We start from the raw sequence: 21,307 nt of genomic DNA, 5'->3' as shown, positions 1-21,307 counted from the left end.
AAATCGTTATAATGCCCGGCTTCAGTTGCAGCGAAGACCTATTTTTCGCCTCCAGAAAGGTGACAAATGGCTTCTCACGAGGTATTTTACGCGATGCCTCGATTATTGCAGGAGATAGCAGCAAAATGGCGCATGATTTTCATATTCTGCTCTTGAACGGTCCCAACCTCAATCTGCTGGGGACGCGCGAACCGGAAAAATATGGGCACAGCACGCTGACCGGGATCGTTGACGATCTGACATCGCAGGCCAGCGCGTTGAATGTGAAACTGAGCCATTTGCAGTCGAATGCAGAACACGTTCTGATTGAGCGTATTCACGAGGCGAGAGGCAATGTCGATTACATCGTCATTAACCCGGCGGCCTTTACGCATACCAGCGTGGCGCTGCGCGATGCATTGCTGGCGGTGGATATCCCTTTTATCGAAGTGCATATCACCAACGTACATGCCCGCGAGCCCTTTCGCCACCATTCCTGGCTTTCTGATATTGCTGCCGGCGTAATCTGTGGACTTGGCGTCGACGGTTACTCCTGGGCTTTACAAACGGCAGTAAAACGCCTGTCAAACCAAATTAAATAGAGTACGGAACCACACTCATGGATATTCGTAAGATTAAAAAACTGATCGAACTGGTTGAAGAATCCGGTATCGCCGAACTTGAGATTTCCGAAGGCGAGGAATCTGTTCGCATCAGCCGCGCACCTGCAGCTCCCGCTTATCCGATGATGCAACAGGCTTATGCCATGCCGGCTCCGCAGCCTGCTCTGGCCAACGCCGTCGCGCCTGCCGCTGCGCCGGCGATCGAAGCGCCTGCCGCTGCGGAACTGAGCGGGCATATCGTACGCTCTCCGATGGTCGGCACCTTCTATCGTACGCCGAGCCCGGACGCGAAAGCGTTTGTCGAAGTCGGTCAGAAAGTGAATATCGGCGATACCCTGTGCATCGTTGAAGCCATGAAGATGATGAACCAGATCGAAGCAGACAAGGCGGGCGTGGTTAAAGCTATCCTGGTCGAGAGCGGTCAACCTGTTGAGTTTGACGAGCCGCTGGTCGTCATCGAATAACGAGGCGCACCATGCTGGATAAAATTGTTATTGCTAACCGCGGTGAGATCGCCCTGCGCATTTTGCGTGCCTGTAAAGAACTGGGCATCAAAACCGTAGCGGTACACTCAACGGCGGATCGCGATCTGAAACATGTGCTGCTGGCGGACGAGACCGTATGTATCGGTCCGGCGCCCTCGGTTAAAAGCTACCTGAACATTCCGGCGCTGATCTCCGCTGCGGAAATTACCGGTGCGGTAGCGATTCACCCGGGCTACGGCTTCCTGTCAGAAAACGCCGACTTTGCCGAGCAGGTTGAGCGCTCCGGCTTTATTTTCATCGGCCCGCGCGCCGACACGATTCGCCTGATGGGCGACAAAGTTTCCGCCATCAACGCGATGAAAAAAGCGGGCGTGCCTTGCGTGCCGGGTTCTGACGGCCCGCTGGGCGACGATATGGATAAGAACCGCGCCTTTGCCAAGCGCATCGGCTATCCGGTGATTATCAAAGCCTCCGGCGGCGGCGGCGGACGCGGTATGCGCGTTGTTCGCAGCGATAAAGAGCTGGAAAACTCCATCAGCATGACCCGTGCGGAAGCGAAAGCCGCTTTCAACAACGATATGGTCTACATGGAGAAGTACCTGGAGAACCCGCGCCACATCGAGATTCAGGTGTTGGCGGATGGCCAGGGCAACGCTATCTATCTGGCGGAACGCGACTGCTCAATGCAGCGTCGTCACCAGAAAGTGGTTGAAGAAGCGCCAGCGCCGGGCATCACCAGCGAAATGCGCCGCTATATCGGCGAGCGCTGCACCCAGGCGTGCGTGGAGATCGGCTACCGCGGCGCAGGTACCTTCGAGTTCCTGTATGAAAACGGTGAGTTCTACTTTATTGAGATGAACACCCGTATTCAGGTTGAGCATCCGGTTACCGAGATGATCACCGGCGTGGATCTGATTAAAGAGCAGCTGCGTATCGCTGCAGGCCAGCCGCTCTCTATCAAGCAGGAAGAAGTCGTGGTGAAAGGCCACGCGGTGGAGTGCCGTATCAACGCGGAAGATCCGAACACCTTCCTGCCGAGCCCGGGCAAAATCACCCGCTTCCATGCGCCAGGTGGTTTTGGCGTGCGTTGGGAATCGCATATCTATGCCGGTTACAGCGTGCCGCCTTACTATGACTCCATGATCGGCAAACTGATCACCTATGGTGAAAACCGTGACGTGGCGATTGCCCGCATGAAAAACGCGCTGGCTGAGCTGATCATCGATGGCATCAAGACCAACGTTGAGCTGCAGATGAAGATCATGTCAGACGAAAACTTCCAGCACGGTGGAACCAATATCCACTACCTGGAGAAAAAGCTGGGTCTGGCGGAGAAGTAATTCTCCTGTTGCCCTGTTTGAGGCCGGCTTGTCCGGCCTTTTTTCTTTCTGGTTTTGCTCATAATGAAAGGCTCTCTTATGGATGCGCGCTTTATCCAGGCACACCGCGAGGCCCGCTGGTCCTTCTGGCTGGCGCTGGCGTATCTGGCAGTCTGGGCGCTCAGCGCCTGGCTGGGCGGCATGCAGCCCGGCGTGACCGGCCTGCCGCGCTGGTTTGAACTCTCCTGCTTTTTCGCCCCGCTGCTGTTTATCATTCTCTGCTGGCTGATGATCCGCACGGTTTTCCGCGATATTCCGCTGGAGGACACTCATGAAGGCTGACGTTATCCTTCCCCTGCTGGGGTATCTGCTGCTGATCGCCGCGTTGTCTGTTTACGCCATGCGTAAGCGGCGCACCGGCAACTTCCTGAACGAATATTTCCTTGGCGGCCGCTCGATGGGCGGCTTTGTGTTGGCAATGACGCTGACCACGACCTATATCAGCGCCAGCTCGTTTATCGGCGGCCCCGGCGCTGCTTATAAGTACGGGCTGGGCTGGGTACTGCTGGCAATGGTGCAGGTGCCGGCCGTCTGGCTGTCGCTGGGGGTGTTGGGCAAAAAGTTCGCCATCCTTGCGCGCCGCTATAATGCGGTCACACTCAACGACATGCTCTATGCGCGCTACCGCAGCCCGCTGCTGGTGTGGCTTTCCAGCCTTAGCCTGCTGGTGGCGTTCGTCGGCGCGATGACCGTGCAGTTTATCGGCGGCGCCAGGTTGCTGGAGACGGCGGCGGGCATCCCTTACGATACCGGACTGCTGATTTTCGGCGGCACCATCGCGCTTTACACGGCCTTCGGTGGCTTTCGCGCCAGCGTACTGAATGATGCGATGCAGGGCCTGGTGATGCTAATCGGCACTTTCCTGCTCCTGTTCGCCGTGGTGCATACCGCGGGCGGCCTGCACGCCGCCGTCGCCAAATTGCAGCATATTGACCCGCGCCTGGTGACTCCGCAGGGGGTCGACAATATCATTACGCCGACCTTTCTCTCCTCGTTTGTGGTGCTGGTCTGTTTTGGCGTGATTGGACTGCCCCACACCGCAGTGCGCTGCATCTCCTATAAAGACAGCAAGGCGGTGCATCGCGGCATTATCGTCGGTACCCTTGTCGTGGCGGTACTTATGCTGGGGATGCATCTAGCCGGTGCGCTGGGTCGGGCGATCCTGCCTGACCTGACGGTGCCGGATCGGGTGATCCCGACGCTGATGCTTGCGGTACTGCCTCCGTTTGCCGCCGGGATCTTTCTGGCGGCGCCGATGGCGGCGATTATGTCGACGATCAATGCGCAGCTGTTGCAGTCATCGGCGACGATCGTTAAAGATCTCTATTTGCGGCTCTATCCACAGCAGCTGGCGAACGAGCCGCGCCTGCGCCGCCTCTCCGGTATCATTACGCTGGTATTGGGCCTGCTGCTGCTGCTGGCGGCCTGGAATCCGCCTGATATGATTATCTGGCTGAACCTGCTGGCCTTCGGCGGGCTGGAGGCAGTGTTCCTGTGGCCGCTGGTACTGGGCCTCTATTGGGAAAAAGCCAACGCGGCGGGCGCCCTGAGCGCGATGATTGTCGGTGCCGCCGCTTATACGCTGCTGGCGGCGCTGCACCTTGAGCCGGGTGGCTTCCACCCGATTGTGCCGGCGCTGCTGCTAAGCCTGCTGGCCTTTGTTATCGGTAATCTGTTTGGTCGTTCGGCGCCTGCGCCGGATGACGCCTCTTCACTGTATGAATAAAGAGAATCGCTATGCCCTGGATACAAATTAAGATCAACACTACCGGCGCGGATGCGGAAGCGCTGGGTGACCTGTTAATGGAACAGGGTGCCGTGTCGGTGACCTTCCAGGATACGCACGACACGCCGGTATTCGAGCCGCTGCCAGGCGAAACACGCCTGTGGGGCGATACCGACGCAATCGGCCTGTTTGATGCCGAAACCGATATGGCGGAAGTTGTCAGCCTGCTGGAGCAGGATCCGCTATTGGGGCCGGGCTTCCGTCATAAGATCGAGCAGATCGAAGATAAAGACTGGGAGCGCGAGTGGATGGAGAACTTCCACCCGATGCGTTTCGGTCAGCGTTTGTGGATCTGCCCGAGCTGGCGCGATGTGCCTGAACCGGATGCGGTGAACGTGATGCTCGATCCCGGTCTGGCCTTCGGCACCGGTACGCATCCGACCACCGCACTCTGTCTGAGCTGGCTGGACGGGCTCGATCTGCAGGGCAAAACCGTTATCGATTTCGGCTGCGGCTCCGGCATTCTGGCTATCGCGGCGCTGAAGCTCGGCGCGGCGCAGGCTATCGGCATTGATATCGATCCGCAGGCTATTCAGGCCAGCCGCGATAATGCCGAGCGCAACGGCGTTTCCGAGCGTTTGTCGCTTTATCTGCCCCACCAGCAGCCGGCCGATCTTAGCGCCGACGTGGTCGTGGCGAATATTCTCGCCGGCCCGCTGCGCGAACTGGCGCCGCTGATTAGCGCGCTGCCTAAATCGGGCGGTCATCTGGGTCTTTCAGGCATTCTCGCCAGCCAGGCGGAGAGCGTCTGCGAAGCCTATGAAGAGCGTTTCGCGCTCGATCCGGTTGCGGAAAAAGAGGAGTGGTGCCGTATTACCGGCATCTGCCGCTAAGTCTCTCCTGTGCGCTGTGACGACCTGTCGCGGCGCGCTATCTCCCCCTTTTTTTCGCTTTTCCCTTTTTACTCATTTTTTCTGCCGATGATTTTTTATACCCTTCTGCACAGGCCAGGCGTTGCTCGCCCTGGTCAGGCGGCGCATGAGGCGCCGGTACCTGTCCTACAGAAGGAATATCAGGATGCAAACAACACCCACGGCGCTGCTGGCGCTGGTGCTGGCCTGCACGGCGCCCGCGTTGGCGGAGGAACAATGGTCCTATGAAGGACGCGCCGCGCCGCCCCACTGGGGCGAGCTTAGCGAGCGCTGGCAGACCTGCAGTAAAGGGATGTACCAGTCGCCTGTCGATATCCAACACCCGATCGCGGGTCACCTGCCGCCACTTCAACTCAGCTTCTACCCGCGTGCGAAATCGATCGTTAACAATGGCCATACGGTGCAGGTTACGGTAGAAGATGAAGAAGATTTTTTGCTGGACGACCAGCGCTGGACGCTGAAGCAGTTTCATTTCCACGTCCCCAGTGAGAATCATATTCAGGGGCGAGGCTTTCCGCTGGAGATCCATTTTGTTCATGCCAATGCTCACGGCGAGCTGGCGGTCGTGGCGGTAATGGCGGTGGCAGGCGCGGCGAACCCCGCACTGGAGAGCATTCTGGGCGCGTTGCCGCCACCGCGGGACCCGCCGCAGAAGCTGCAGCAGAAACTGCTGCTCACACAGCTTTATCCCGGGGACCGGCACTACTACCGTTTCAGCGGCTCGCTGACCACGCCGCCCTGCAGCGAGGGGGTGATTTGGCTGGTGATGAAACAGCCGATAGCGGCATCGGCAGCGCAGCTGGCGCGCTTCGCCACGGCACTCGCGCATGCCAATAACCGCCCGCTGCAGCCGCTCCATGGGCGACAAATTGTAGAATGAAGCGACGCTTTTTTACGCGCTTCCCGCGCTTTCCGGCGGCACGCCGCCGATAAATGTCCGGTTTTTGCTGCCGGAAAGCTGCTTTTATATTGCGAATGCGATCACAAATTAAGAAAAATCTTTGCTCACAATTCCAGCGCATACTTTTAAGTTCATGTTTTTTATAATTAAAGTTTTAACGGCTAAACAGTAACCCGCTTGTCCATGATTTTTACCGGCTGATTGTTCAAAGTTTGGCCTTTCATCTTCAGTAAAAAATGCGTAATATACGCCGCCTTGCGAGTAGATATGGTCACTTCTTTTTCATGCGCATTGGACAACACCAGCTCCGTAATCAATTGATAGCCGCTCCGATGGCCGGTATTACCGACAGGCCTTTCAGAACGCTCTGTTATCAGATGGGAGCCGGGATGACCGTTTCCGAGATGATGTCGTCGAACCCGGAAGTTTGGGCCAGCGATAAGTCTCGTTTGCGTATGGTACACAGTGACGAGCCCGGAATTCGCACCGTGCAAATTGCCGGTTGCGATCCTGACGATATGGCCGAAGCGGCGCGGATTAATGTGGCATCCGGCGCACAGGTTATTGATATCAATATGGGCTGCCCGGCTAAAAAGGTGAATCGCAAGATGGCCGGCTCCGCGCTGCTGCAATACCCTGACGTGGTAAAGAGTATCCTTACCGCCGTGGTGAATGCCGTAGAGGTGCCGGTAACCTTGAAGATCCGTACCGGCTGGGATACTGAAAATCGTAATTGCACTGAAATTGCCCAATTGGCTGAACGTTGTGGTATCCAGGCCCTGACCATTCATGGACGTACTCGCGCCTGTTTGTTCAACGGTAACGCTGAATACGACAGCATTCGGACAGTTAAGCAGAACGTTTCCATTCCGGTTATCGCGAACGGAGACATTACTGACCCGCACAAGGCCAGGGCGGTACTCGACTATACGGGGGCTGATGCCCTGATGATAGGCCGTGCCGCTCAGGGAAGACCGTGGATCTTCCGGGAAATCCAGCATTATCTGGACACTGGGGAGTTGCTCCCACCCATGCCGTTGGCAGAAGTGAAGCGCTTGCTGATCGGGCATATACGGGAACTGCACGACTTTTACGGTCACGGCAAAGGATACCGTATTGCGCGAAAACACGTCTCCTGGTATCTCCAGGAGCATGCCCCAAACGACCAGTTTCGGCGCACATTCAACGCCATTGAGGATGCCAGCGAACAGCTGGAGGCGTTGGAGGCATACTTCGAAAAACTTGCGTAAACGAAATAAAGAGCTGACAGAACTATGTTCGAACAACGCGTAAATTCTGACGTACTGACCGTTTCTACCGTTAACTCACAGGATCAGGTGACGCAAAAGCCGCTGCGTGATTCGGTAAAACAGGCACTGAAGAACTATTTTGCTCAACTGAATGGTCAGGATGTTAATGACCTGTATGAGCTGGTACTGGCTGAAGTAGAGCAGCCTCTGTTGGACATGGTGATGCAATATACCCGTGGCAACCAGACCCGTGCAGCCCTGATGATGGGCATCAACCGCGGCACGCTGCGTAAGAAACTGAAAAAATACGGCATGAACTAATCGTCATTGCTGTGAAAAAAGGCGCACCTCCCGGATGCGCCTTTTTTAATGTCTGGACCGTAAGAATTGTCCGTTTTGTGTAAATCTGAGCCGTCCCGTCTAACTTCCCTGTCCGATCGGTGTCTGAGAATCTGTACCGCGATTGATTGACGTCATTATGCGCTACATCCTTCTTTTACGCATAAGTGAGCGTCATGAAATCATCTACATCTTTTACTCTCGATCTGCTGCATCCACGCTACTGGCTGAACTGGTTCGGCCTCGGTGTGCTGTTTCTGCTGGTTCAACTCCCCTTCCCGCTGATTGAGCGGCTGGGCGTCTGGATGGGGCGTACCTCAATGCGCTTTCTGCCGAGGCGCGTGCGCATTACCCGGCGCAACCTGGAACTCTGTTTCCCCGATCTTCCCGCCTGCGAGCTGGAACAGCGTATCGTGCATAATTTCGAATCATTGGGCATGGGCCTGATGGAAACCGGTATGGCCTGGTTCTGGCCTGACAGCCGTGTGAAACGCTGGTTTACGGTAAATGGCCTGCACAACCTGAAGGCGGCGCAGCAAGATAAGCGCGGCGCACTGATTATCGGCGTACATTTTATGTCGCTGGAGCTGGGCGGCCGCACCATGGGGCTGTGTCAGCCGATGATGGCGATGTATCGCCCTCATAACAGCAAACTGATGGAGTGGGTGCAGACCAAAGGCCGTACCCGCTCTAATAAAGCGATGATTGACCGTCGCGATCTGCGCGGCATGGTGAAAGCCCTGAAACAGGGTGAAGCGGTCTGGTTCGCGCCGGACCAGGATTACGGCCCGAAAGGCAGCGTGTTCGCGCCGCTGTTCGCCGTACCGCAGGCTGCTACCACCAGCGGCACCTATATGCTGGCCCGCCTGGCGCGTCCGGCGATGATCACCGTCGTGCTGATCCGTAAAGAGCGCGGACAGGGCTACGAGCTGGTGATCCAGCCGCAGCTGGAAGATTATCCGCTGGACGATGAGCAGGCTGCCGCCGCCTATATGAATAAAATCATTGAAAGGGAGATCCTGCGCGCGCCAAGCCAGTATCTCTGGCTGCATCGCCGCTTTAAAACGCGCCCTATCGGCGCGGCATCGCTCTACTAACAGCCGGAACCGCTATCGCCCGCCCGTTGCAAAACCGGCGGGCTTTTTTACGCCCGTTTTTCGCCTCTCCCCACGCTGGTGCGCGCCAGCTCACATTGCTCGCATGGCGCAAAACTCTTTGCACGCTTTGTGATCGCGGCGACTTACGCTGCATCATACTGGTGCGCGATAGTAACCAAACTTTCCAGTCACCTTCGGTTATCAATACTACCCTCACGAAAATCAGGAATCTGCGACTCTGGCATTCTCTTTGCAGAGTGATGGATGGCTGACCGCCACAGACAGGAAAAGCGCAGGCACAAGCGCTCGTCACCACACATAACAATACGACCACGTCACACAGGATAATGTATGAATAAAAAGATGCTTTCCGCTCTGGTTACTGCCGCGTCGCTGTTTGCCGTGGCCCATCAGGCCCATGCCGGCGCGACGCTGGATGCCGTGAAGAAGAAAGGGTTTGTGCAGTGCGGCATTAGCGACGGTCTGCCGGGCTTCTCCTACGCAGACGCCAACGGCAAATTTACCGGCCTGGACGTTGATGTCTGCCGCGCCGCTGCCGCCGCCATCTTTGGCGACGCGAGCAAGGTGAAATATACCCCGCTGACCGCGAAAGAACGCTTCACCGCCCTGCAATCCGGCGAGGTTGATTTACTGTCGCGCAATACGACCTGGACCTCTTCCCGCGACGGCGGCATGGGATTTTTATTCGCCGGCGTCAATTACTACGATGGCATCGGCTTCCTGACCCATAACAAAGCCGGGCTGAAGAGCGCCAAAGAGCTGGACGGCGCAACGGTCTGTATTCAGGCCGGCACCGATACCGAACTGAACGTGGCGGACTATTTCAAAGCCAATAAGATGCAGTATACCCCGGTGACCTTTGACCGCTCCGATGAGTCGGCGAAAGCGCTGGATAGCGGCCGCTGCGATACCCTCGCCTCTGACCAGTCGCAGCTTTACGCGCTGCGCATCAAACTCGGTAAGCCTGATGAGTTTATCGTGCTGCCGGAAGTGATCTCCAAAGAGCCGCTGGGGCCGCTGGTGCGCCGCGGCGACGATGACTGGTTCACCATTGTGAAATGGTCTCTGTACGCGATGTTGAATGCGGAAGAGATGGGCATCAGCTCGAAAAACGTCGACCAGATGGCCGCTAAACCCACCACGCCGGATATGGCGCACCTGCTGGGCGCGGAAGGCGATTTCGGCAAGGATCTGAAGCTGGATAATAAATGGGCCTATAACATCATCAAACAGGTCGGCAACTATCAGGAGAGTTTCGATCGTAACGTTGGCAAAGAGAGCCAGCTGAAAATCGCTCGTGGACAGAACGCGCTCTGGAAAGATGGCGGGATCCAGTACGCGCCGCCGGTACGTTAATTCGTCTGCTCCTGTACAGGGCACCGCCTGCTGCGGTGCCCATGCCGGCATTTTCGTTATTGAGGTCCATCATGTCCCAACGCCCAACCGTGAAAAGGGATTTTTCATTCTCTAATCCTGCGGTTCGCGCCTGGCTTTACCAGCTCCTCGCGATTCTTGCGGTCTTCGCCGTGGTGGGTTATCTCATCCACAATACGGTTATCAACCTGGCGAACCGGGGCATTACTTCCGGCTTCGGCTTTTTAGAACGCGGTGCCGGCTTCGGTATCGTGCAGCACCTGATCGACTACACCGATGGCGATACCTACGCGCGCGTTTTCCTCGTAGGCCTGACCAATACCCTGCTGGTTTCCGCCCTCTGTATTCTGTTTGCCTCGGTGCTGGGCTTTTTTATTGGTCTGGCGCGCCTGTCAGATAACTGGCTGCTGCGTAAGATCTCTGCAGTCTATATCGAGATCTTCCGTAATATCCCGCCGCTGCTGCAGATCTTCTTCTGGTATTTCGCTGTGTTGCGCAATCTGCCCGGGCCACGGCAGGCGCTAAGCGCGTTCGATCTGGCATTTGTTAGCAACCGCGGCCTCTATATTCCCTGGCCTGAATATACCGCCGGCACCTGGCCATTCATTATCGCCCTGCTGCTGGCCATCGGCGTAACCGTGGCGCTATTCCGTTACAACCGCAACTATCAGCTGAAAACGGGCCGCCTGCGGCGCACCTGGCCCGTTGCGCTGGCGATGCTGATTGGCTTTCCCGCTATCGCGCACCTGCTGTTCGGCGCGGCGATGCACTGGGATGTCCCCGCGCTGCGCGGCTTCAACTTCCGCGGCGGCTTCGCCCTGATCCCTGAGCTGGCGGCGCTCACGCTGGCGCTCTCGATCTATACCTCTTCGTTTATCGCCGAGGTGATCCGCTCCGGTATTCAGTCTGTGCCTTATGGCCAGCATGAGGCGGCGATGTCGCTGGGCCTGCCGAATCCAGTGACGCTGCGGCAGGTGATCATTCCACAGGCGATGCGGGTCATTATTCCGCCGCTGACCAGCCAGTATCTGAATATCGTTAAAAACTCCTCGCTGGCGGCCGCTATCGGCTATCCCGACATGGTTTCGCTCTTCGCCGGCACGGTACTCAACCAGACCGGCCAGGCGATCGAAACCATTGCCATGACCATGGCGGTGTACCTGACGATTTCCCTGCTGATTTCTCTGCTGATGAACATCTATAACCGCAAAATTGCGCTGGTCGAGCGTTAAAAGGTACGGAATATTATGACAGTAACCACACACGAAACGCCCCCCGTGCCGACGAATGCGGCGATGCGCGCATCTGCCTGGGCGCGTAAGAATCTCTTTTCCAGCTGGTTTAATTCACTGCTGACTCTGCTCTGCCTGTGGCTTGCCTGGCAGGTTATCCCGCCAGCGCTCAATTGGCTTGTCTTCCAGGCAAACTGGTTCGGTGAAAGCCGCGCCGATTGCACCAAAGAAGGCGCCTGCTGGGTATTCGTGCATGCGCGCTTTGGCCAGTTTATGTATGGCCTCTATCCGCACGAGCTGCGTTGGCGCATTAATCTCACCCTGCTGGTCGGCCTGCTTTCTCTGGCGCCAATGTTTATCAGCCGCCTGCCCCGGCGCGGCCTTTATATCGTTAGCTGGGCCGTGGCATTTCCGCTGTTTGTCTGGCTGATGCTGTATGGCGGCCTGTTCGGGCTTGAACGGGTAGAGACGCGCCAGTGGGGCGGCCTGACCCTGACGCTGATTATCGCCGCGGTGGGCATCGCCGGCGCACTGCCGTTGGGCATCCTGCTGGCGCTGGGGCGGCGCTCTGAGATGCCAGTCGTGCGGGCGCTGTCGGTGATCTTTATTGAATTCTGGCGCGGCGTGCCGCTGATTACCGTGCTGTTTATGTCTTCGGTGATGTTGCCGCTGTTTATGGCCGAAGGCACCAGCATCGATAAGCTGGTGCGGGCGCTGGTCGGCGTCATTCTGTTTCAATCGGCCTATGTGGCGGAAGTGGTACGAGGTGGGCTGCAGGCGCTGCCGAAAGGACAGACGGAGGCAGCCGAATCGCTGGCGCTGGGTTACTGGAAAACGCAGCTGTTGGTGATCCTGCCGCAGGCGCTGAAGCTGACTATCCCCGGGCTGGTTAACACCATTATCGCGTTGTTTAAGGATACCAGCCTGGTGATCATTATCGGTCTGTTCGATCTGTTTAGCAGCGTACAACAGGCGACGGTCGATCCCGCCTGGCTGGGCATGTCGACCGAAGGCTATGTTTTTGCCGCCATGATCTACTGGATCTTCTGTTTCAGCATGTCGCGCTACAGCCAGTATCTGGAGAAGCGTTTTCATACCGGGCGTAAGCCGCATTAAGGATCATACTGATGACTTCGATAATTAATCCTCCCAACGCCATGATTACGCTGGAAAATGTCAATAAGTGGTATGGACAGTTTCATGTGCTGAAGAATATTAACCTGACGGTAAAGCCGCGCGAACGCATCGTATTGTGCGGCCCGTCCGGCTCCGGCAAATCAACCACCATACGCTGTATTAATCATCTGGAAGAGCATCAGCAGGGCCGTATCGTTGTGGACGGTATTCATCTGAATGATGACTTACGCAATATTGAAAAAGTGCGTACTGAAGTGGGAATGGTTTTTCAGCACTTCAACCTGTTCCCGCATTTGACCGTTCTGCAGAACTGTACGCTGGCGCCGATTTGGGTGCGGAAAACCGCCAGGAAACAGGCGGAGGAGCTGGCGATGCATTATCTGGATCGCGTACGCATCGCCGAACATGCTCATAAGTTTCCCGGGCAGCTATCCGGCGGCCAGCAGCAGCGCGTGGCGATCGCCCGCTCGCTCTGTATGAAGCCAAAGATCATGCTGTTCGACGAGCCGACCTCCGCGCTTGATCCGGAGATGGTGAAAGAGGTACTGGATACCATGATTGGTCTGGCGGAAGATGGCATGACGATGCTGTGTGTCACCCATGAAATGGGGTTCGCGCGTACTGTTGCCGATCGGGTGATATTTATGGATCGTGGGGAGATTGTGGAAGAGGCGCCGCCGGAAACATTCTTCGCTCATCCGAAATCGGAACGTACGCGGATGTTTTTATCACAGGTTATCCATTAAATGCATCAGCCCTGGCAGGATGCCGGGGCAACGTTAACCGTTGTGGCGATTTTTAAAGGCGGCGTGTAGGCGGATGTTTGGGAGAACGGATACGAAAAAGCCCCAGCTTTCGCTGAGGCTTCGTCGTTTATTTGATGCCTGGCAGTTCCCTACTCTCGCATGGGGAGACCCCACACTACCATCGGCGCTACGGCGTTTCACTTCTGAGTTCGGCATGGGGTCAGGTGGGACCACCGCGCTCTTGCCGCCAGGCAAATTCTTTATAAGCTGTCAGTGACGACTTATTTAATCTGTTTGCTTTATTAAGCTCAGGCCGCAATGCTGCTCGCCTGTTTTAAAACTGGTGCTGATACCCAGAGTCGAACTGGGGACCTCACCCTTACCAAGGGTGCGCTCTACCAACTGAGCCATATCAGCACACTAAATTTGATGCCTGGCAGTTCCCTACTCTCGCATGGGGAGGCCCCACACTACCATCGGCGCTGCGGCGTTTCACTTCTGAGTTCGGCATGGGGTCAGGTGGGACCACCGCGCTCTCGCCGCCAGGCAAATTCTGTTTCGCATGCCGCCCGCAGGGGGCCACACGCGCTAATCCGGTGAACAAGGCTGAAAATCGCGTCTCTCTTTTTCCTAAAACGCCTGTGGCGTTGTAAGGTTAAGCCTCACGGGTCATTAGTACCGGTTAGCTCAACGCATCGCTGCGCTTACACACCCGGCCTATCAACGTCGTCGTCTTCAACGTCCCTTCAGGGGGCTCAGGGCCCCAGGGAAGACTCATCTCGAGGCAAGTTTCGTGCTTAGATGCTTTCAGCACTTATCTCTTCCGCACTTAGCTACCGGGCAGTGCCATTGGCATGACAACCCGAACACCAGCGGTGCGTTCACTCCGGTCCTCTCGTACTAGGAGCAACCCCTCTCAGTCTTCCAGCGCCCACGGCAGATAGGGACCGAACTGTCTCACGACGTTCTAAACCCAGCTCGCGTACCACTTTAAATGGCGAACAGCCATACCCTTGGGACCTACTTCAGCCCCAGGATGTGATGAGCCGACATCGAGGTGCCAAACACCGCCGTCGATATGAACTCTTGGGCGGTATCAGCCTGTTATCCCCGGAGTACCTTTTATCCGTTGAGCGATGGCCCTTCCATTCAGAACCACCGGATCACTATGACCTGCTTTCGCACCTGCTCGAACCGTCACTCTCGCAGTCAAGCCAGCTTATGCCATTGCACTAACCTCACGATGTCCGACCGTGATTAGCTGACCTTCGTACTCCTCCGTTACACTTTGGGAGGAGACCGCCCCAGTCAAACTACCCACCAGACACTGTCCCCACGCCGGATCACGGCGCCAGGTTAGAACATCAAACATTAAAGGGTGGTATTTCAAGGATGGCTCCACGCAGACTGGCGTCCACGCTTCAAAGCCTCCCACCTATCCTGCACATCAAGGCTCAATGTTCAGTGTCAAGCTGTAGTAAAGGTTCACGGGGTCTTTCCGTCTTGCCGCGGGTACACTGCATCTTCACAGCGAGTTCAATTTCACTGAGTCTCGGGTGGAGACAGCCTGGCCATCATTACGCCATTCGTGCAGGTCGGAACTTACCCGACAAGGAATTTCGCTACCTTAGGACCGTTATAGTTACGGCCGCCGTTTACCGGGGCTTCGATCAAGAGCTTCTCCTTACGGATAACCCCATCAATTAACCTTCCGGCACCGGGCAGGCGTCACACCGTATACGTCCACTTTCGTGTTTGCACAGTGCTGTGTTTTTAATAAACAGTTGCAGCCAGCTGGTATCTTCGACTGGCTTCGGCTCGGGGAGCAAGTCCCTCCACCTACGTGCCAGCGTGCCTTCTCCCGAAGTTACGGCACCATTTTGCCTAGTTCCTTCACCCGAGTTCTCTCAAGCGCCTTGGTATTCTCTACCTGACCACCTGTGTCGGTTTGGGGTACGATTCGTTGTTACCTGATGCTTAGAGGCTTTTCCTGGAAGCAGGGCATTTGTTGCTTCAGCACCGTAGTGCCTCGTCGTCACGCCTCAGCCTTAACTTTCCGGATTTGCCTGGAAAGTCAGCCTACACGCTTAAACCGGGACAACCGTCGCCCGGCCAACATAGCCTTCTCCGTCCCCCTTCGCAGTAACACCGAGTACGGGAATATTAACCCGTTTCCCATCGACTACGCCTTTCGGCCTCGCCTTAGGGGTCGACTCACCCTGCCCCGATTAACGTTGGACAGGAACCCTTGGTCTTCCGGCGAGCGGGCTTTTCACCCGCTTTATCGTTACTTATGTCAGCATTCGCACTTCTGATACCTCCAGCATGCCTCACAGCACACCTTCGCAGGCTTACAGAACGCTCCCCTACCCAACAACACACAGTGTCGCTGCCGCAGCTTCGGTGCATGGTTTAGCCCCGTTACATCTTCCGCGCAGGCCGACTCGACCAGTGAGCTATTACGCTTTCTTTAAATGATGGCTGCTTCTAAGCCAACATCCTGGCTGTCTGGGCCTTCCCACATCGTTTCCCACTTAACCATGACTTTGGGACCTTAGCTGGCGGTCTGGGTTGTTTCCCTCTTCACGACGGACGTTAGCACCCGCCGTGTGTCTCCCGTGATAACATTCTCCGGTATTCGCAGTTTGCATCGGGTTGGTAAGCCGGGATGGCCCCCTAGCCGAAACAGTGCTCTACCCCCGGAGATGAGTTCACGAGGCGCTACCTAAATAGCTTTCGGGGAGAACCAGCTATCTCCCGGTTTGATTGGCCTTTCACCCCCAGCCACAGGTCATCCGCTAATTTTTCAACATTAGTCGGTTCGGTCCTCCAGTTAGTGTTACCCAACCTTCAACCTGCCCATGGCTAGATCACCGGGTTTCGGGTCTATACCCTGCAACTTAGCGCCCGGTTAAGACTCGGTTTCCCTACGGCTCCCCTATGCGGTTAACCTTGCTACAGAATATAAGTCGCTGACCCATTATACAAAAGGTACGCAGTCACCCCCATAAATGAAGGCTCCCACTGCTTGTACGTACACGGTTTCAGGTTCTGTTTCACTCCCCTCGCCGGGGTTCTTTTCGCCTTTCCCTCACGGTACTGGTTCACTATCGGTCAGTCAGGAGTATTTAGCCTTGGAGGATGGTCCCCCCATATTCAGACAGGATACCACGTGTCCCGCCCTACTCATCGAGCTCACAGCACATGCATCTTCGTGTACGGGACTGTCACCCTGTACCGTGCGCCATTCCAGACGCTTCCACTGACACACATGCTGATTCAGGCTCTGGGCTGTTCCCCGTTCGCTCGCCGCTACTCAGGGAATCTCGGTTGATTTCTTTTCCTCGGGGTACTTAGATGTTTCAGTTCCCCCGGTTCGCTTCGTTAAGCTATGTATTCACTTAACGATAGTGTGACGAGTCACACTGGGTTTCCCCATTCGGACATCGCCGGCTGATAGCGGTTCATATCACCTCACCGGCGCTTTTCGCAGATTAGCACGTCCTTCATCGCCTCTGACTGCCAGGGCATCCACCGTGTACGCTTGGTCGCTTAACCTCACAACCCACAGGCGTCTTGCGACACCGTGTCGGTGTGAAAAATTGAGAGACTCTGAACAGTTCTTTATGCAAGAAGCTGTTCTTTCAAATTTTCAGCTTGTTCCGGATTGTTAAAGAGCAATATCGTAAAGCTGACTCGTGAGTCAGTTTTAGGATATGTTGGGTACGCGACTTTCACTCACACTACCAGCAAGTGGCGTCCCCTAGGGGATTCGAACCCCTGTTACCGCCGTGAAAGGGCGGTGTCCTGGGCCTCTAGACGAAGGGGACACTGAAGTCTGCTTCGCAAGACGCCTTGCTCATACTTTCTATCAGACAATCTGTGTGGACACTACACGGGAAGGTATCAGCATGGTAAGGAGGTGATCCAACCGCAGGTTCCCCTACGGTTACCTTGTTACGACTTCACCCCAGTCATGAATCACAAAGTGGTAAGCGCCCTCCCGAAGGTTAAGCTACCTACTTCTTTTGCAACCCACTCCCATGGTGTGACGGGCGGTGTGTACAAGGCCCGGGAACGTATTCACCGTGGCATTCTGATCCACGATTACTAGCGATTCCGACTTCATGGAGTCGAGTTGCAGACTCCAATCCGGACTACGACGCACTTTATGAGGTCCGCTTGCTCTCGCGAGGTCGCTTCTCTTTGTATGCGCCATTGTAGCACGTGTGTAGCCCTGGTCGTAAGGGCCATGATGACTTGACGTCATCCCCACCTTCCTCCGGTTTATCACCGGCAGTCTCCTTTGAGTTCCCGGCCGAACCGCTGGCAACAAAGGATAAGGGTTGCGCTCGTTGCGGGACTTAACCCAACATTTCACAACACGAGCTGACGACAGCCATGCAGCACCTGTCTCACGGTTCCCGAAGGCACTAAGGCATCTCTGCCGAATTCCGTGGATGTCAAGACCAGGTAAGGTTCTTCGCGTTGCATCGAATTAAACCACATGCTCCACCGCTTGTGCGGGCCCCCGTCAATTCATTTGAGTTTTAACCTTGCGGCCGTACTCCCCAGGCGGTCGACTTAACGCGTTAGCTCCGGAAGCCACTCCTCAAGGGAACAGCCTCCAAGTCGACATCGTTTACGGCGTGGACTACCAGGGTATCTAATCCTGTTTGCTCCCCACGCTTTCGCACCTGAGCGTCAGTCTTCGTCCAGGGGGCCGCCTTCGCCACCGGTATTCCTCCAGATCTCTACGCATTTCACCGCTACACCTGGAATTCTACCCCCCTCTACGAGACTCAAGCCTGCCAGTTTCAAATGCAGTTCCCAGGTTAAGCCGGGGATTTCACATCTGACTTAACAGACCGCCTGCGTGCGCTTTACGCCCAGTAATTCCGATTAACGCTTGCACCCTCCGTATTACCGCGGCTGCTGGCACGGAGTTAGCCGGTGCTTCTTCTGCGGGTAACGTCAATGACGACGCGTATTAAGCGTCATCCCTTCCTCCCCGCTGAAAGTACTTTACAACCCGAAGGCCTTCTTCATACACGCGGCATGGCTGCATCAGGCTTGCGCCCATTGTGCAATATTCCCCACTGCTGCCTCCCGTAGGAGTCTGGACCGTGTCTCAGTTCCAGTGTGGCTGGTCATCCTCTCAGACCAGCTAGGGATCGTCGCCTAGGTGAGCCGTTACCCCACCTACTAGCTAATCCCATCTGGGTTCATCCGATGGTGTGAGGCCCGAAGGTCCCCCACTTTGGTCTTGCGACGTTATGCGGTATTAGCCACCGTTTCCAGTGGTTATCCCCCTCCATCGGGCAGATCCCCAGACATTACTCACCCGTCCGCCACTCGTCAGCAAAGCAGCAAGCTGCTTCCTGTTACCGTTCGACTTGCATGTGTTAGGCCTGCCGCCAGCGTTCAATCTGAGCCATGATCAAACTCTTCAATTTAAAAGTCTGATGCTCAAAGAAAAACGTCGTAATGAATTACGTGTTCACTCTTGAGACTTGATACTGCAATTATTTTTGCGATATCCGTCCTGTGAGTGCCCACACAGATTGTCTGATAAATTGTTAAAGAGCGGTGCGACCGGCGCTTCGTGCCGTTGTCGCGAGGTGGCGTATATTACGCTTTCCTCTTTCAGAGTCAACCCCTTTTTCAGAAGTTTTTCTCCGGCGATTCAGAACTGCTGAACCGCTCAACACCGCGTGGCGTAAGCCGTTGTGCCGTGTCGATGGAGGCGCATTATAGGGATCCAAGCCGGATGCACAAGCCTTTTTTGGATCTTTTTTTCCGGTTGCTCTCTTTTCGTTCTTTTCGCTGCGATCTTATGCGATCCGATGAAAATTGCCGCACAATATCAAAGATAGCCTGAGGAAAAATCCGCTACGCTGCCCTAAACCTTTTAAGGAGAAAGAGTATGTCTGCCGTTTTACGCCCCTTTAAACAAACTTTTCCGCACCTGGGTGAGCGCGTCATGGTCGATGCCACCAGCGTGGTGATTGGCGAGGTAACGCTGGAAGATGATGTTAGCGTCTGGCCGCTGGTCGCAATACGCGGCGACGTGAATAGCGTGGTGATTGGCAAACGCAGCAACATTCAGGATGGCAGCGTTCTGCATGTCACTCATAAATCCGCCAGTCAGCCAGACGGCTTTCCGTTGATTATTGGCGAAGAGGTCACGGTCGGGCACAAGGCCATGCTGCATGGCTGTACGATAGGCAACCGTGTCCTGGTGGGTATGGGTTCAATTTTACTGGATGGCGTTATAGTTGAAGATGATGTGATGATTGGCGCTGGCAGTCTGGTTCCGCCAGGCAAGCGTCTGGAAAAAGGCTACCTCTATCTTGGCAGCCCGGTGAAGCAGATACGCCCCCTGAATGAGAAAGAGCTTGAGGGGCTGCGTTACTCCGCCAACAACTATGTTCGCTGGAAAGATGATTATCTGGCTCAGGAGAGCCAAACCCAGCCCTGACTGTCTTCCTGCTGGTCTTCAATCAGGCTTTGTGCCTCATCTTCCAGATCCCAGCGGTGACGACGAAACAGCGTCAGTGGTTCTTCTTTATCTCCGAACCGCTGACGTAGCTCAGCTTCTGAAATCGCGCAGGTGAGCTGGAAGCCGTTAACCATCGCCGGAAAACAGATCGCCTGACGCGCCTCATCCCGGCTCTCTCTGTCGGGAAACTGTATCGCCTGATTCATGTCGCCAGTTCCTGCTGCAGCCGGCTGATGACCGGCGTCACGTCTGGCAATACACCGTGCCAAAGCAGGAAAGCGTGCGCCGCCTGCCCCACCAGCATGCCAAGACCATCCGCCGTCGCCATCGCGCCGGCCTGCTGGCTCCAGCGTAAAAAGGGCGTAGGCCCTTGCTGATAGAACATATCGTAACAGCGAGTCTCACCACTGATTAAGGAAGAGGGAACAACGGGGATCTCTCCGCTGACGCCGCTTGAAGTGGCGTTAATCACCAGGTCAAAACGCTTACCCGCCAGTTCCGACAGCGACAAAGCCGTTATCGCGCCGGTATGGGCAAAAGCATCGGCGAGTTCATTCGCCCGCGCTGGCGTACGGTTAGTTACCGTTAGCGCGCAGCCATAAGAAAGCAAAGGCAGGATCGCGCCACGCGCCGCACCGCCAGCGCCGATCAGCAGCACCTTGTCGTTCGGCCGGATCAGCGCCCGCCGCTGCAGATCGCTGAGTAAGCCGATGCCATCGGTATTATCGCCCAGCAGGCTGCCGTCCTGACGCCTGTGCAGCGTATTGACGGCGCCGGCCAATGCAGCCCGTTCCGTTAACTCATCCGCCAGTTCATACGCTTGCTGTTTAAAAGGCAACGTGACATTGGCGCCCCTTCCCCCTGCTCCAGAAAACGGCGGACGCTTTGAGCAAAGTTATCAAGGGGCGATAATAGCGTGCCATAACGATGTTCGACGCCAGTCTGCTCGGCAAAGCAGCGATGAATCAAGGGTGATTTACTGTGCGCAATCGGGTTACCGATGACAACGAAATTATCCATAGCTTATCCCTGGCGAATAATGTCGCCGCTGATAATGTCGCGAATTTCAGAAGGATTAGTGCGGCCGCCGGTTTCACCCTGCAGAACCGGAAACGCTTCGCCAAACTGCTGCAGCACTTCTTCAACGTTACGGCAAGGCGGCTGACCGCTCAGGTTCGCACTGGTAGAGACCAGCGGTTTGCCGAATGCCAGGCAGAGTGCCTGCACCAGCGGGTGATCGCTGACGCGTACCGCCAGCGAATCGAAGCGCCCCGTTAACCAGCGCGGCGTCTGAGAGGGCGCGGGCAAAACCCAGGTGACCGGCCCCGGCCAGGTCGCAAACATTCTTTCACGCTGCGCGACCGAAAGTTCGCGGTCGGCGATATAAGGCTCCAGCTGCTGATAATTCGCCGCGATCAAAATCAGCCCCTTTTCAACCGGCCGCTGTTTAAACGCCAGCAGCTGCATCACCGCGTGTTCACTGTCCGGATCGCAACCCAGGCCAAATACTGCTTCTGTTGGATAGGCGATGACCGCCTGCTGCTGAAGTTGTGCAACGCACCAATCCAGGTTTCCGGGCATAGA

General features: G+C 56.0%; 17 protein-coding genes, 2 tRNA genes, 4 rRNA genes and 1 pseudogene. 15 read left to right on the top strand and 9 right to left on the bottom strand.

The annotated features are described in order from the left end of the window. The first annotated feature begins 125 nt into the window (after positions 1-125). The 14 genes from aroQ (at position 126) to C2E15_RS02310 (ending at position 13,221) form a co-directional block, all read left to right on the top strand. Positions 126-581, top strand: coding sequence for a type II 3-dehydroquinate dehydratase (gene aroQ, locus C2E15_RS02375; RefSeq protein WP_104955969.1), 456 nt, complete (start codon positions 126-128; stop codon positions 579-581). Between the two features lie 17 nt (positions 582-598). Beyond that, positions 599-1,066, top strand: coding sequence for an acetyl-CoA carboxylase biotin carboxyl carrier protein (gene accB, locus C2E15_RS02370; protein ID WP_104955968.1), 468 nt, complete (start codon positions 599-601; stop codon positions 1,064-1,066). An 11-nt stretch (positions 1,067-1,077) separates the two neighbouring features. After that, positions 1,078-2,427: an acetyl-CoA carboxylase biotin carboxylase subunit gene (accC, locus tag C2E15_RS02365; RefSeq protein ID WP_104955967.1), complete on the top strand. Its 1,350-nt coding sequence runs from the start codon at positions 1,078-1,080 to the stop codon at positions 2,425-2,427. 78 nt (positions 2,428-2,505) lie between these two features. Then, positions 2,506-2,748 (top strand): YhdT family protein, encoded by a 243-nt coding sequence (locus C2E15_RS02360; protein WP_104955966.1) that lies wholly within the window; start codon positions 2,506-2,508, stop codon positions 2,746-2,748. Then, positions 2,738-4,192 (top strand): sodium/pantothenate symporter, encoded by a 1,455-nt coding sequence (gene panF / locus C2E15_RS02355; protein WP_104955965.1) that lies wholly within the window; start codon positions 2,738-2,740, stop codon positions 4,190-4,192. Before C2E15_RS02360 ends, panF begins: the two co-directional genes overlap by 11 nt. 11 nt (positions 4,193-4,203) lie before the next feature. After that, positions 4,204-5,085 carry a 50S ribosomal protein L11 methyltransferase gene (prmA, locus tag C2E15_RS02350; RefSeq protein WP_104955964.1) on the top strand — a complete coding sequence of 294 codons (882 nt, stop codon included), beginning with the start codon at positions 4,204-4,206 and terminating at the stop codon, positions 5,083-5,085. A 184-nt stretch (positions 5,086-5,269) separates the two neighbouring features. Beyond that, positions 5,270-6,004: a carbonic anhydrase gene (locus tag C2E15_RS02345; RefSeq protein ID WP_104955963.1), complete on the top strand. Its 735-nt coding sequence runs from the start codon at positions 5,270-5,272 to the stop codon at positions 6,002-6,004. A 305-nt stretch (positions 6,005-6,309) separates the two neighbouring features. After that, entirely contained in the window at positions 6,310-7,275 is a 966-nt protein-coding gene (gene dusB, locus C2E15_RS02340; protein ID WP_038630166.1) for a tRNA dihydrouridine synthase DusB, read from the top strand. Between the two features lie 24 nt (positions 7,276-7,299). Then, positions 7,300-7,596, top strand: a complete 297-nt coding sequence (fis, locus tag C2E15_RS02335) for a DNA-binding transcriptional regulator Fis (protein WP_000462905.1) — start codon at positions 7,300-7,302, stop codon at positions 7,594-7,596. Positions 7,597-7,790: 194 nt separating this feature from the next. After that, positions 7,791-8,711, top strand: a complete 921-nt coding sequence (gene lpxP / locus C2E15_RS02330; RefSeq protein WP_104955962.1) for a kdo(2)-lipid IV(A) palmitoleoyltransferase — start codon at positions 7,791-7,793, stop codon at positions 8,709-8,711. 351 nt (positions 8,712-9,062) lie between these two features. Next, positions 9,063-10,088, top strand: a complete 1,026-nt coding sequence (locus C2E15_RS02325) for an amino acid ABC transporter substrate-binding protein (RefSeq protein WP_104955961.1) — start codon at positions 9,063-9,065, stop codon at positions 10,086-10,088. A 71-nt stretch (positions 10,089-10,159) separates the two neighbouring features. Further along, entirely contained in the window at positions 10,160-11,338 is a 1,179-nt protein-coding gene (locus C2E15_RS02320; protein WP_128861353.1) for an amino acid ABC transporter permease, read from the top strand. Between the two features lie 15 nt (positions 11,339-11,353). Continuing rightward, positions 11,354-12,454: an amino acid ABC transporter permease gene (locus C2E15_RS02315; protein WP_104955960.1), complete on the top strand. Its 1,101-nt coding sequence runs from the start codon at positions 11,354-11,356 to the stop codon at positions 12,452-12,454. An 11-nt stretch (positions 12,455-12,465) separates the two neighbouring features. Then, positions 12,466-13,221: an amino acid ABC transporter ATP-binding protein gene (locus C2E15_RS02310; RefSeq protein ID WP_425438025.1), complete on the top strand. Its 756-nt coding sequence runs from the start codon at positions 12,466-12,468 to the stop codon at positions 13,219-13,221. Between the two features lie 136 nt (positions 13,222-13,357). Here the strand turns inward: C2E15_RS02310 and rrf (C2E15_RS02305) are convergent. The 6 genes from rrf (C2E15_RS02305) to C2E15_RS02280 all read right to left on the bottom strand — a co-directional run bounded on the left by rrf (C2E15_RS02305) (position 13,358) and on the right by C2E15_RS02280 (position 18,677). Continuing rightward, positions 13,358-13,473: ribosomal RNA gene (rrf, locus tag C2E15_RS02305) — 5S ribosomal RNA — on the bottom strand. Positions 13,474-13,562: 89 nt separating this feature from the next. Beyond that, positions 13,563-13,638 (bottom strand) — tRNA-Thr (locus tag C2E15_RS02300). Between the two features lie 14 nt (positions 13,639-13,652). Next, positions 13,653-13,768, bottom strand: a 5S ribosomal RNA gene (rrf, locus tag C2E15_RS02295). Positions 13,769-13,872: 104 nt separating this feature from the next. Continuing rightward, positions 13,873-16,779 (bottom strand): 23S ribosomal RNA (locus tag C2E15_RS02290). Positions 16,780-16,975: 196 nt separating this feature from the next. Continuing rightward, positions 16,976-17,051, bottom strand: a tRNA-Glu gene (locus C2E15_RS02285). 85 nt (positions 17,052-17,136) lie between these two features. Beyond that, positions 17,137-18,677: ribosomal RNA gene (locus C2E15_RS02280) — 16S ribosomal RNA — on the bottom strand. The 16S, 23S and 5S rRNA genes sit together here with 2 tRNA genes alongside, the layout of an rRNA operon. A 470-nt stretch (positions 18,678-19,147) precedes the next feature. Between C2E15_RS02280 and C2E15_RS02275 the strand changes: the two genes are divergently transcribed. Beyond that, positions 19,148-19,702 (top strand): gamma carbonic anhydrase family protein, encoded by a 555-nt coding sequence (locus C2E15_RS02275; protein ID WP_104955958.1) that lies wholly within the window; start codon positions 19,148-19,150, stop codon positions 19,700-19,702. Here C2E15_RS02275 and C2E15_RS02270 read toward each other — a convergent pair. The 3 genes and pseudogenes from C2E15_RS02270 to tsaC form a co-directional block, all read right to left on the bottom strand. Then, positions 19,678-19,929 (bottom strand): DUF1488 family protein, encoded by a 252-nt coding sequence (locus tag C2E15_RS02270; protein ID WP_104955957.1) that lies wholly within the window; start codon positions 19,927-19,929, stop codon positions 19,678-19,680. The genes C2E15_RS02275 and C2E15_RS02270 overlap by 25 nt on opposite strands. Continuing rightward, positions 19,926-20,743, bottom strand: a pseudogene (aroE, locus tag C2E15_RS02265) (shikimate dehydrogenase). The gene C2E15_RS02270 and the pseudogene aroE overlap by 4 nt, the downstream one beginning before the upstream one ends. Positions 20,744-20,746: 3 nt before the next feature. Then, positions 20,747-21,304 (bottom strand): L-threonylcarbamoyladenylate synthase type 1 TsaC, encoded by a 558-nt coding sequence (gene tsaC, locus C2E15_RS02260; protein ID WP_104959047.1) that lies wholly within the window; start codon positions 21,302-21,304, stop codon positions 20,747-20,749. Between the last annotated feature and the right edge of the window lie 3 nt (positions 21,305-21,307).

It is taken from the genome of Mixta gaviniae (assembly GCF_002953195.1).
Lineage (GTDB): Bacteria > Pseudomonadota > Gammaproteobacteria > Enterobacterales > Enterobacteriaceae > Mixta > Mixta gaviniae.
The sequence above is the reverse complement of the archived record's forward strand: the minus strand, read 5'-3'. Positions and strand labels throughout refer to the sequence as shown.